This window comes from Caloranaerobacter sp. TR13 (assembly GCF_001316435.1).
Lineage (GTDB): Bacteria > Bacillota > Clostridia > Tissierellales > Thermohalobacteraceae > Caloranaerobacter.
Genome location: NZ_JXLL01000005.1, coordinates 37,663 through 50,530, shown reverse-complemented (window position 1 = coordinate 50,530; position 12,868 = coordinate 37,663). Strand labels below are relative to the sequence as shown.

Below are 12,868 nucleotides of genomic sequence, written 5' to 3'. Positions count from 1 at the left end.
TACTCACCTACATAATATCTTTATTTAAATCACCTAAGTCTTTATTTTTTCCTTTAAATCTTCTAATACTCATAAGTCTAGTAATACTAAGAATTAATACCACACCTACTACTGCTGAAATAAAATATGCTATAAATTCTTGAATATCTAGTATGGTGTAGTCAGGCATTAAAGCATTAAAATGAAATCCATTTTCAATGCCCTTTGGTATAAAACCCAATAACTCTTTTATTTCTTCACTACCCCATTCACCCCAAGCTACCCCTGTAGCTAAAATACCTAAAGGACTAAGTACAATTAGAGACATTATTAATCCATATATAGGTTTAATTTTTTTAATAGTACCTTCATATATGACTTCTGGAGAAACCTTTTTCACATAACCATAAACAGCAGCAGTTACTAATCCTTCTAAAACACCAGCTACCAATAGATGAGGGATCATCATAGCTGGAATAGATATATCTAAGCCATACGGACTATACAATGGGAGACCAGATCCATCCTTAAAAAGTATAGGCTGAATTCCAAGCTGTATTGCAGTAAGAAGAGCAGCTAAATTTAACGATACATATCCTGCAATAAAAGCTGCAATATATTCTCCCTTATTATTAGATACTTTGTCTTTCACAAATCTAAATATGTAGTATCCAACAAAAGGCATAGCAAAAGCCATATTAAAGCTGTTAGCTGCTAAAGATAGGATTCCTCCATCTCCGAAAAATAGAGCCTGAACTGCTAAAGCAATTGTAACTGCAATAGTTGCAGAAAATGGTCCAAGAAGAATAGCTACTAAAGTAGCTCCTACTGCGTGACCAGTGGTTCCTCCTGGTAAAGGAATATTAAACATCATAATCAGAAATGAAAATGCTGCACAAATGCCAAGTAGAGGCATCTTTTGTCTAGACATTTCTTTTTTTATATTTATAGTCGCTTTTCTCCATATTGGAATCATTGCTGCTCCTAAAGTAGCACAAGTAGAAGGACTTAAATAATTATCTGGAATATGCATAATTACTCCTGATTTCTAAGCTTGTTATTTAATCTATCTTTTAAGCAGAAACCAGGATATCCACCACCTTTCTTTATGGAGTTTTTTATAAAATTCAATAACTATTCGACAATATCTAATTTTAAGGAGCATGAAAATTAAGTCGCATTAATAAAAATAACCATGAATAATTTTCTATAATTACGAAAACCTTCATGGTTTTAGCTGTATTTTATTAAATTTTCCAAATTTAAATAAAATCATTTAATATATAAATTGAGTTTTCATTCCTCTAAATAGACATTAAATACATTTGAACAAATAAAGCTTTCATAGCTTTAGTATCAGTTATTAGTTAATTTACATTTTTTCATTAAGCAACATTAGTCTTAACATATAGAGATCTATAAGGGATTCTTCCCTAATGTAATGACTTCTATATCATCACATTTCAACACTCTATAGTATAAGTAATCCTATTAAATAATAATATATTATATCTAAATAAAAATCAATTTATCTGATAACTTCTGAACTATTTTGATATTTAAAATAATTATATTTCTAATTAATACTTTTTCTTCAACTCTTTCGCTTATATATTTGAATTCCAAGTAAATCTTCTATTTGTCCACTCATATATTGATATGAATCATAGACTCCTTGATTATAAAATTCTGGAGCAAGTTCTTCAATAAAAAAATCTAAAATTAAAGAAGCAGCTAAATCACCTAATTCTTCATCTCTTTCATTTAAAAAATATTTTTTTATTGATTCAATCATTTCTTTTCTTCTATCTTGACTTAATTTAATCCTATTATTCAAAAGTTTTCCTCCTCCTAATCCTCATAGTAAACTCCTCTCTAATTCGAGAACATTGCTCATCATTTAATAAATAATCAAATAAACATTTCCTTATTGAATAATCTACATTATTTTTATCAATCCTTGAATAAAGGCAACTTAAGCAATTTCCAATATTCTTACTTGCTAAACTAGAAATTTCATATTCTATCTCTTTACTATTACAATACGATATATCAGTATAATAATCCAAATAGCCTTGAACCAATTGTTCAAAATTTTGTATCCTATTATTTTCAAATTCTATAAATCTTGGTATATCATTATTATTTCGCTCCATATATATTCTAAAGTATTCAAAAGGATGTTCCTCTCTAGCAAAAGACTTATAAAGACTTTTAGCAGTTTTTTTATCATTTTTATTTTTAGCATTTAAGAATAATAGATAGGCAAAATCTTGTATTGTAATACATTTTAAACCTTTAAAGTATTTTGATTCAGTAATAAATCTCCATACAGTTGTATCTTGTGAAGAAAGAATAAATACATTGTTAAATTTAGCATATAATAGAGTTTTATATTCACCAAGATCTTTTAAATCTTCTATATTAAAAGAATCTTTAAGTTCTTTATCACATTCTTCAAATAATTTCTTTCCTATTTCATCAGTAGGAAAATTATCCTCCACATAAGTAATATTAGAGACATCTGAAACCGATAACAACTCATCCTTTATGGCTTGTCCGATAACTTCGTTATAAACTTCTTTATGTATTATAATATTTTCAAAAAAACGAAATAAAAACTTCAGTTGTCCCTTAAAATTTATCAGAATATTAGCATCAAAAAGGACAGGCTCACTAATTTTCATCATCTTCATCATCTCCTGTCCTAAAACTTGAAAAATCAATATCTATTGGCTTTATTTCTGGTTTTACAACTCTAAAATCCTCAAGCGTCTTATCATATTTTTTTATTATACTTTCTAATTTGCTAATTGTAATGATATTATTCCGATATACATCATAAGCAATCTTTGGTACATTTAAAGAATGATATTTTCTTCTATTGGAATGTTCAAGTTCATTAATACGCTTACACATTTCATCGTCTAGCATTTTGCAGTATTCTAAAATTTGTTCATCATAGCTCTTAAGTTTTTCAAATTCTTTTTTTCCTATTATTCCTAATTCTTTAAGTCTTTTTAAGATTGTTTTATAAGGAATCTCATATTCATACTGGAGTTCAGTAATTTTAAGAACAAGATCTTCTTCCAAGTATTTTTTTCTTTTAAAATTACTAAATCTATCCTCAATTACACTTCTTGGCATTAAAAATGCAGCCGCAAAATAATTCGCCTTAATTTCTTCGATATTTGAACCTGTATCATCAATGCTTTCAGAAATATCTTGGTCATTGCAAACTATAAACTTATCTATACTTTTTTCCTTTAAATAAATCAAATGATATAGTTCATGTGCAGTAGCAAACACCTGAAAACTCAAACTAAAACTTGTATTCACAAAAATCTGAATTATCTCTCCTTGTTTTCTTGTAAATCCAGCAATTTTTCTAGTCTTTAATGGATAAAGCAATATATATGAATCATAAATGTTTTCTATATAACTAAATATTTTAAGTCCAATTGGAGATTCATCACCTAAGTCATATATCCTACGCTGCTCTAAAGCCTGCTTCTCAATTTTTTCTATCTCTTTTAGTGATAACATAAAACCTCCTAAATTCGTTCTCTCATGTTTTTTAGTGTTATTGCTTCATCCATCATTGATAATATCATTTGGATTTCTTCAATATCACTATTATCTAAGTTCTTATCTCTTTTCATATACATAACAATATCCTCTTGAACTTTATTAATACCTAGAATATAGTCTGCAGACACATTATAAAAACTTGTTATTTTTCGAAGCTCCTCAACATCAATTGATTTTTTGTCATTTTCTAGTTTGCTATAAGTTGAAGGATTAATATCAAGTAAAGAACAAAGTTCTTTTGCATTTAACCCTTTAGATTCTCTTAATTTTCTAATCCTTTCTCCAATTGTTTTCATAATAATCCCTCCTAACACTAGTATATGTTATTATTTCTATTTTAGCAATAATTATTATGAAATACTTATTATAAATTTCTATTTTGTAATTTATTTTCAAATCCTCTTACATAATAAAGAGTAATATATACAAAGAGATGGTTGGATACAACAGAACCGTCCCTTTGTACCCCAGATATCAGCCTGAACTAGCAGTTTCACACGCTCTTAAAATATTTACTCTAAAAATCGTATAAACAATCCAAACAACACTCATTGCTAAAAATGTAATTATAGCTAATGTAAGAAAATTAATTTTATCAATTATATAACTACCAACAATCGTAGAGATTGGCATAATAGCCATAGAAAATGTTGTAATAAATGAGTCGACTTTACCAATCATGTGTGAAGGAACTTCTCTTTGCATATAAACTAATGTTGGTACATTTATATATACAATTATAGCTCCATAACAGGCTTGTAATATCAAATGTATTATGAAAAATAATTCAAAATAAGTTATTCCTTCTAAAAAAAGTACCATATTTATTACTAATAAAACTACATAAATAGTTTTAAATGTAATCCCTCTGTAATAATGATTGATAATATTAACAAAATCATACTTGCCAATAAATTTTGTCATTATTATTGAACCAATTGCTGTAAGAGATGCTGCTGTTGATAAGTAAATTGGATCAACTTTAATCAATTGATTAAAAAGGTAAGTGAATCCATTTCTTGCTAATGGTTCGTATATAAAGTTAGAAAAAATAGAAATCATTGTAATAAAGAATAATGACTTTAGTTTAAAAAGAAATTTCATACCTTCTTTCAGGTCAGTTAGAATTAGTTTTAATTCAATTTTATTATAATTCTCTTCCTTAGTATTTACATTAATGAACATCTCAAATATACCTGAAATAATAAAACTTAGTCCGTTAAATAGCATAATACCTTCAATTCCGATTAGCTTATACAAAGCTCCAGCAAAAAAAATACCTAGAATCCTTTTAACATTATTAATCAAATATATAAACGAATAACCATCTGTAAGTTCTTTTTTACTTATAACAAACCTAATAGCAGCAGTAGATGAAGGTATAAACAAAGCATCACATAATACGTGAATAGCAGTACTGATATATAGTGAAATTAAGATTAAATTTATATCGCTAGTTTTCATAATAACTAATAAATTAATGAATATTGATACTCCTCGGATAAAATCACAATAAATTAATACTTTAATTCTGTCTAATCTATCACTAATTGCGCCACCAACTGCTGCAGAAGTAACATATAGTAGCAATCTAAATGATAAAAAATAACCAACAATCACTGCTGAATTTGTTAATGATAATAAGTACCATGCAAGAGAAAACATATAAAATTGACTACCAATATCTGAAACAAATTTTCCCCAAAATAACTTACTATAGTTTTTATTTTTAAAGATATTCTTATTCATTTTTTCCTCCTTCGCCTATCACTATAAAAAGACTCAAAAGAACGGTTATCTTGTTTCCTGATGCCTTTCTTCTTTATTCTCGTCACCTTGAAAAAATTATTCTATTTATCTCATTAAATTTTTTGAATACAACAGAACCATCTCCATATTTCCAACTGTCACTATTTACTGTTATCATAATACTTTCTATATGCCCTTCCATTTCTAAAATCTAAAAACTCCCTAAAAGCTCTCCCATTTTTATACTTCCATGCTGTAACAAATTTTGGCTCAATTTCTATAACTACTTCATTTTCCATATGAGAATATGCATTAAAAGAACCATTATGTACTTTTTTAAATACTTCTATAAAATTTCTATTTTCTTCTGCAAATGGATGCCCTTTTATTTTCGCATATCCCTCAATTTGAAAATTATCAACACATAAAGCTACATTAGGATTACTTTTTATCTGTTCATACTTTAAGAAAGTTCTATCTGTTTGAAAATATATTTTTGAATTTATTACAACACAACTTACACTTCTTGCAGTAACTCTATTATCTTTACTTGTTGCAAGTACCATAAATTTTTTTATCTTAACTAAGTCTATAAATTCTCTTTTTAAAACATCAAATTCTACTAATTCACCATCTATATCTTTTTCAACCTCATTCTCATACATAATTATTTCTGTTTCAAAAAATCTCTCTTGAAACTCTACTAATGCTCTAATCTGGTCTTTATTATACATATTTAAGTCTTTACAAACCACCAATTTATCTTCATTATCATTTTTTCTCTGTATTATTGCAGTAACATATCCTTCATAGTATTCTAGTGGTTTAAATTCACCTAAAACATAGGCATCTATTTCTTCTCCATCCCCTGAAACTGTATTAGAAAGATATCCATAGTTTATTGGATATATAAATTCATGTTCTGGATGTTTAGACCCTAATGGTCTATCCACAACTACTATAACTTTTTTCCCTAAATATTTTTTCACTGTTTATCTCCTTCTTTCACATTTTAATTATAGTGTTTATAGTTCTCTTATATATTTTCTTGTATCTTCTGGTTTGTGAGCAATAAAATTAGTCTGCAAGAATGTTCTAAAAGATTGATTTCTGATATTTCTCTTTTATATGCATATCTAACAAGTTCTTTTATCGAATCTTTCGTGTTGCTATATTAATAAATTCAACAAAGTATTCTAGTCCCCTTCATTTTTTTATGATTTCTTCTAATATTTACCTAAAAATAGTTTTTAAGAAATTGTCTTAAGTCTTATAACTTTAGAGTTACAAAAAAATCATGAACGGATGCAGTTAAATTCCACATCACATTCATGATTTCTCATACAACAATTTTCTTATTAAAATCTACATATACCTACATTATTCCCCAGGAAATAATGTTTTTTTACTCAACTGTTACGCTTTTAGCTAAATTTCTTGGTTTGTCTACATCACAACCTCTCATTACTGCTACATAATAAGCTAGTAGTTGAAGAGGTATAACGCTTAGAACTGAAGTTAATTCGTCTATAACATCTGGAATATATATTACAGTATCTGCTGTTTTCTCAATTTCTTTATTTCTTTCTTTAGCTAAAGCTATTACATATGCACCTCTAGCTTTTACTTCCTTTATATTGCTTAACATCTTATCATATAGTCTTTCTTGAGTAGCTATAGCTATAACTGGTGTTCCTTCTTCTATTAAAGCGATTGTTCCATGTTTTAATTCTCCAGCAGCCATTGCTTCTGAATGGATATATGAAATCTCTTTAAGTTTTAATGAACCCTCTCTTGCTACATCATAATCTATACCTCTACCTATGAAGAATACACTTTGTGCTTTATATATTTTTTCACTTGCTTTTTTGATTAGCTCTGTATTATCTAATATTTTTTGAGCTTTTTCTGAAAGATTTCTTAATTCGTTCAATACTTTGTTATATTCTTCTTTGTCGATAGTTCCCTTCTTAACTGCCATATCAAGAGCTATTAAAGCCATTGAAACTAATTGTGTTGTATAAGCCTTAGTTGAAGCAACGGCAATTTCTGGACCAGCCCAAGTGTAAAACACTTCGTCAGCTTCTCTTGATATTGTACTTCCTACTACATTTGTTACAGCATATACTTTTGCATTATTTTTCTTAGCAAGTCTTAAAGCTGCTAATGTATCAGCAGTTTCTCCAGATTGACTTACTACTATCATTAGAGCATTTTCATCAATAAATGGATTGCTATATCTAAATTCTGATGCTACATCTGCAATTACAGGTATCTTTACATATTTTTCAATTAGAACTTTACCAAGCAAACCTGCATGATATGCTGTACCGCAAGCTATAATATAAACTCTATTTATTTTATCTAATTCTTCCTTTGTAATGTTTATATCATCAAGTTTTATTACATTATCTTTATTAATTCTTGGTGAAAGAGTATCTTTTATTGCTTTAGGCTGTTCATAAATTTCTTTTATCATAAAGTGGTCATATCCACCTTTTTCTGCTGCTTCTACATCCCAGTTAACTGTGAAAACTTCTTTTTCTACAGGTTTTCCATTAAGCTGCATTATTTTGATATTGTCTTTTTCTACAACTGCCATTTCTCCATCTTCTAATATATAAACATCTCTAGTGTATTTTAATATTGCAGGTATATCAGATGCTATAAAGTTTTCTCCTTTTCCTATTCCTATTATTAATGGACTGTCTTTTCTTACTGCAATTAATTTATCAGGATTATCTCTGCAAATTACTCCTAAAGCAAAAGCTCCCTCAAGTCTTGATACTGCTTTTTTCACAGCTTCTAATAAATCATCATCGAAGTAATAATCTATTAAATGAGATATAACTTCTGTATCTGTCTCTGAAACAAATTTATATCCTTTTTCCTGTAGTTCTTCTTTAAGCTCCATAAAGTTTTCAATTATACCGTTGTGAACTACAGCTATATCCCCTGTTACATTAGTATGAGGATGTGCATTCTTATCTGATGGTTCACCATGTGTAGCCCATCTTGTATGACCAATACCAACATTAGCATTAAACTCTTCTTCACTTAACCTTTCTCTTAAAACTGAAAGTCTTCCTTTATATTTTCTTACCTTTAATTGCCCTTTATCAAATACTGCTATACCAGCAGAATCATATCCTCTATACTCAAGCTTTTCAAGCCCTTCAACTAATATTTCATGGGCTTTTTTACTACCTATATATCCAACAATTCCACACATAATAACACTCCTTTTTGTCATTTATCATGAATTATACACGATACTTGCTACCATCTCTATCATGTTTAGAGGCACGACAAACTAACCCATTGGAAATGGGTTTATTAATCCACCCGATTCCTTTTGTCCCCATAATCGCTTATGGGTTTTGTAGAATCTTTAACGGTGGTGGTTACACCGCAGGGCATCCGCCGAAAATTCGATAAACCCTGTCCTCGTCAACTTAAAAGTAATACTTTTAAGTCCTGGCGCTTTTTATTCAATTGTCTATCTTTATCTTATAAGCATCACCCCTTTCAAATTAGGGTACAGCATACAGGGTACAGAGAACGTCAACTGTCCCCTGTCAACTGTTATCTGTTCTCTATGAAAGTCTTTCTTCTATAAGTTTTGCTAATCTTTGGGCCATTTTTTTAATTTCTTCTTCATTTTTTCCTTCAATCATAACACGAACTAATGGCTCTGTACCAGATGGTCTTATTAAAACTCTTCCTGTGTCTTCTAAACTTTTTTCTATCTTCTCAATTTCATTTCTAATTATTTCATCTTCAAGATATTTTTGCTTTTTATCATTAGGTACTTTAGCATTTACTAGTACTTGAGGTAATGTCGACATTATTTTAGCAAGCTTAGAAAGTTTTTTACCTTTATTTTTTACAACGCTAGTTAATTGTAAGGCAGTTAATACTCCGTCTCCTGTTGTATTATAATCTAAAAATATAATATGTCCTGACTGCTCTCCACCTAAAGAATAATCTTTATTTAACATTTCTTCAAGGACGTATCTATCTCCTACTTTAGTTTTAATAATTTCTATTTCTTTTTCCTTTAGACAAATATCAAGTCCCATATTACTCATAACAGTCGCTACAACTGTATTACCCTTAAGCTTTCCTTTTTCTTTTAATGATATTCCACATATAGCCATTATATGATCGCCATCTACTATCTTACCTTCTTCATCAACTGCTATTAATCTATCAGCATCTCCATCAAATGAAAGCCCTATATCTGCATCTGTTTCTAAAACTAACTTTTGTACCTGCTCTGGATTAGTAGAACCACAATTTACATTTATATTGATACCATTTGGTGCATTATGTATTACTACAACTTCTGCACCTAGCTCTTCAAATATAGTAGGAGCTATTCTGTACGCTGCACCATTACCACAATCCATTGCTACTTTTAGTCCATCTAAATTAGTATCAATAGTGCTTTTTAAAAAGTCAATATATTTTCTTTGGCCATCTTCAACCCTTTTAACTCTTCCAACATTCTCTCCTATAGGACTTAAAGGTATTTCAATGTTATCTAAAATTATTTCTTCTATGTTTCTTTCTATCTCATCATTTAGTTTATATCCTTTTGAATTGAAAAACTTAATACCATTGTATTCTACTGGATTATGTGAAGCTGAAATTACTACTCCTGCATCAGCATTATATGCTCTTGTTAGGTATGCAACTCCTGGTGTTGGTATAATGCCTACAGATAAGACATCTACACCCACAGAACAAATACCTGATATTAATGCCGCTTCTAACATATCACCAGATATTCTTGTGTCCATTCCTACAACAATCTTTGCATCTTTTTTTCCTCTAGTCAGTATATATGCTCCAGCTCTTCCTAATTTAAATGCTAATTCTGGAGTTAATTCTTTATTGGCTATCCCCCTAACTCCATCTGTGCCAAATAATCTCCCCATCAGCGACCCTCCTTATATAACTATACTATTTAATAATAGCATAACTAGTGCATACCCACAAGATTACTTTGCTGAATTATCATGTGTTATTTTGTAAATTATACCAATTGTTAAATATATCAATATTTTTAATTTGTAAAATATTGAAAAACATCGACTTTATTTTTGGATATCTAAACAAATTTCTTGACCTTTCTTTAAATTCACCTTTTGATTTCCATGATAAAATTCTAGCGAATTACCATCTATAAGTTTATAGTTAACTCCTGCTGAATCTACTTTTACTTCAATTTGGCATTCCTTAAATCTTATCCTAAATTTATAACTATCCCATTTTTCAGGTAAATATGGATTAAATCTTAAATTTCCATCATAAACTCTCATACCAGCAAATCCATTTACCACACACATCCAAGTTCCTGCCATACATGCAGTATGAATACCATGTTGAGAATTATTATGATAATTATCTAAATCAATTCGAGCTGTTTGCATGAAATAGTTATATGCTTTTTCGTAGTAACCTATTTCAGATGCTATAATGCTAAAAATACATGACGATAAAGATGAATCGTGAGTTGTAATAGGTTCATAGTAGTCAAAATCTCTTTTCTTTTCTTCTAAAGTAAACTTATCTCCTAATAAAAATAATGCCATTAGAACATCAGCCTGCTTACAAACTTGATGTCTATAAATTACTAAAGGATGATAATGTAATAATAATGGATATTTTTCAGACGGTGTATTTTCAAAATCCCAAATTGGCTTTTCTAAAAAGCTATCGTCTTGAGGATGGATTTTCAACTCCTCATCATAAGGTAAATACATGTTATTTGCTGCTCTTTTCCATTCATTTACTTCTTCTTCCTGTAAACATATTTTTTTAGCTAATTCTATATACTTTTCTTTATATTTCTCTTTTAAAAGTTTTGCTATATCATAAGCATACTCTAAGTGCATTTTAGCCATATAATTCGTATAACAGTTATTATTAACTATAGCAGTATATTCATCTGGCCCTGTTACACAATCTATACAGAATTTATTATTTTTCTTAGGAATATAACTTCCTAAATCAGCCCATAACCTAGCTGTCTCAAACAAAATTTCTGCCCCAAAATCTAATAAAAATTCTACATCTCCTGTAACTTCCACATACTTTTTTAATGCATAAATAATATCAGCATTAATATGATACTGAGCAGTACCAGCTGGATAATAAGCTGAACATTCCTCTCCATCTATAGTTCTCCAAGGATAAAGAGCTCCCTTTTCATGTGCCATTTCTCTTGCTCTCTGCCTTGCCTTATCTAAAATTCTGTATCTATATTCTAATAATTTTCTACTTATTTCAGGATATGTGTACAAGAAAAATGGAAGTATATATATTTCAGTATCCCAAAAATAATGTCCTTCATATCCTTCTCCAGTAAGTCCTTTAGCAGCTATATTAGTTTTACCATCTCTTCCAACAGACTGAAGTAATTGATATTGATTGTATCTAATTCCCTGCTGTAACGCTTTATCTCCTTTTATTTCAATACATGCTTGTTTCCAAAAATCTTCTAGAAACTCTCTTTGTGAAATTAATATTTTTTCAAAACCATTTTTCTTTGCTTGAAGCAACGTTTCTTTTGCTCTAGAAAGTAATTCATATGTTGGATAGTCCTTAGAAGTATAATAAGTAATATATTTTTTTAACACTATCCTTTCTCCCTCTTTAGCATCAATTATATATTTTGCTCTAACCATTTGAGATGGACTATCTTCTAATCTATAATTACTTTCTGTTTGTAAATCATTCTCCATTGCACAAACTAATACAAATTCAGTGTTAGTAGTTTTCTGTGTAATTGCTCCAAAACTCTTTTCTTGATGTTTACTTAATATTTTTAGTACTTGTTCATTTAAAGCTGAACCTACTCTAGGATCACCATTGCTTACTTGATTCTTAACTTCGCCATCTAAAGCAGATATAATTGTTATTTCTCCATTAAAATTAAGAGGGGTTACTTCATAGTTAATTGCAGCTAAATGCTTATTTTCTAAAGATACAACTCTTTTAATAACTATTTGAACTCTTTTACGAGCAGATGTTTCCCAAACTATTTTCCTGGTTAACACTCCTTCTTTCATATCTAAAGTCCTGTTGTAAGAAAGAATATTACCAGTAAACATATTAAACTCTTCGCCATCTATATATAGCTTAATTATCTTGCTATTTGTCACATTTAACATAGTTTGACTTTTTTTAGCATAACCATATGCCTCTTCACCATATTTAATAGGATGAGATTCATAAAATCCATTAAGATATGTACCTTCCAAAGAAGTCCCCTCTGGACCATAATAACCTTCTTCAAAATTACCTCTCATTCCTATGTATCCATTTCCTAAAGAAAATATGGTTTCATCCAAATAATTACTTTCAACATCAAATTTTTCTTCGATGATACGCCATTCGTCTAAAGGATATAGTCTTTGTTTATATAATTTATCTGTTGTCAAATATATTCCACCTTTCACTTAAATTTTTACATATAAAATAGGAATATTACCTTAAATTCATATTTAATTAAATAAATTAGTCTTCTACCCGAAAGTTT

At 29.0% G+C, this 12,868-nt stretch carries 10 protein-coding genes; all 10 read right to left on the bottom strand.

What is annotated here, in order from left to right:
- Nucleotides 1–7 precede the first annotated feature (7 nt).
- The 10 genes from cbiM to TR13x_RS05775 all read right to left on the bottom strand — a co-directional run bounded on the left by cbiM (nt 8) and on the right by TR13x_RS05775 (nt 12,770).
- A complete protein-coding gene (gene cbiM, locus TR13x_RS05820; protein ID WP_054870965.1) occupies nt 8–1,012 on the bottom strand; it encodes a cobalt transporter CbiM in 1,005 nt (334 codons plus the stop codon).
- A 561-nt stretch (nt 1,013–1,573) separates the two neighbouring features.
- Nucleotides 1,574–1,816, bottom strand: a complete 243-nt coding sequence (locus TR13x_RS05815; RefSeq protein ID WP_082394805.1) for a DUF2164 domain-containing protein — start codon at nt 1,814–1,816, stop codon at nt 1,574–1,576.
- Nucleotides 1,809–2,669, bottom strand: a complete 861-nt coding sequence (locus tag TR13x_RS05810; protein WP_054870964.1) for a hypothetical protein — start codon at nt 2,667–2,669, stop codon at nt 1,809–1,811. Before TR13x_RS05810 ends, TR13x_RS05815 begins: the two co-directional genes overlap by 8 nt.
- Entirely contained in the window at nt 2,656–3,525 is an 870-nt protein-coding gene (locus TR13x_RS05805) for an ImmA/IrrE family metallo-endopeptidase (protein ID WP_054870963.1), read from the bottom strand. The genes TR13x_RS05810 and TR13x_RS05805 overlap by 14 nt, the downstream gene beginning before the upstream one ends.
- A gap of 8 nt (nt 3,526–3,533) precedes the next feature.
- Complete coding sequence (locus tag TR13x_RS05800) at nt 3,534–3,866, bottom strand: helix-turn-helix domain-containing protein (protein ID WP_054870962.1); 333 nt, start codon at nt 3,864–3,866, stop codon at nt 3,534–3,536.
- A 178-nt stretch (nt 3,867–4,044) separates the two neighbouring features.
- Nucleotides 4,045–5,319: an MFS transporter gene (locus tag TR13x_RS05795; RefSeq protein WP_054870961.1), complete on the bottom strand. Its 1,275-nt coding sequence runs from the start codon at nt 5,317–5,319 to the stop codon at nt 4,045–4,047.
- 161 nt (nt 5,320–5,480) lie between these two features.
- Entirely contained in the window at nt 5,481–6,308 is an 828-nt protein-coding gene (locus tag TR13x_RS11160) for a pyridoxamine 5'-phosphate oxidase family protein (RefSeq protein ID WP_161802933.1), read from the bottom strand.
- A 416-nt stretch (nt 6,309–6,724) separates the two neighbouring features.
- Nucleotides 6,725–8,551: a glutamine--fructose-6-phosphate transaminase (isomerizing) gene (glmS, locus tag TR13x_RS05785; RefSeq protein WP_054870960.1), complete on the bottom strand. Its 1,827-nt coding sequence runs from the start codon at nt 8,549–8,551 to the stop codon at nt 6,725–6,727.
- A 364-nt stretch (nt 8,552–8,915) separates the two neighbouring features.
- Nucleotides 8,916–10,262 carry a phosphoglucosamine mutase gene (glmM, locus tag TR13x_RS05780; protein ID WP_054870959.1) on the bottom strand — a complete coding sequence of 449 codons (1,347 nt, stop codon included), beginning with the start codon at nt 10,260–10,262 and terminating at the stop codon, nt 8,916–8,918.
- Between the two features lie 159 nt (nt 10,263–10,421).
- Nucleotides 10,422–12,770, bottom strand: a complete 2,349-nt coding sequence (locus TR13x_RS05775; RefSeq protein ID WP_054870958.1) for a glycoside hydrolase family 65 protein — start codon at nt 12,768–12,770, stop codon at nt 10,422–10,424.
- Nucleotides 12,771–12,868 lie beyond the last annotated feature (98 nt).

Coding starts and splice junctions, on each gene's coding strand:
- cbiM (WP_054870965.1), bottom strand. CDS start 1,012: ATGCATATTCCAGATAATTATTTAAGTCCTTCTACTTGTGCTACTTTA.
- TR13x_RS05810 (WP_054870964.1), bottom strand. CDS start 2,669: ATGATGAAAATTAGTGAGCCTGTCCTTTTTGATGCTAATATTCTGATA.
- TR13x_RS05805 (WP_054870963.1), bottom strand. CDS start 3,525: ATGTTATCACTAAAAGAGATAGAAAAAATTGAGAAGCAGGCTTTAGAG.
- TR13x_RS05800 (WP_054870962.1), bottom strand. CDS start 3,866: ATGAAAACAATTGGAGAAAGGATTAGAAAATTAAGAGAATCTAAAGGG.
- TR13x_RS05795 (WP_054870961.1), bottom strand. CDS start 5,319: ATGAATAAGAATATCTTTAAAAATAAAAACTATAGTAAGTTATTTTGG.
- glmS (WP_054870960.1), bottom strand. CDS start 8,551: ATGTGTGGAATTGTTGGATATATAGGTAGTAAAAAAGCCCATGAAATA.
- glmM (WP_054870959.1), bottom strand. CDS start 10,262: ATGGGGAGATTATTTGGCACAGATGGAGTTAGGGGGATAGCCAATAAA.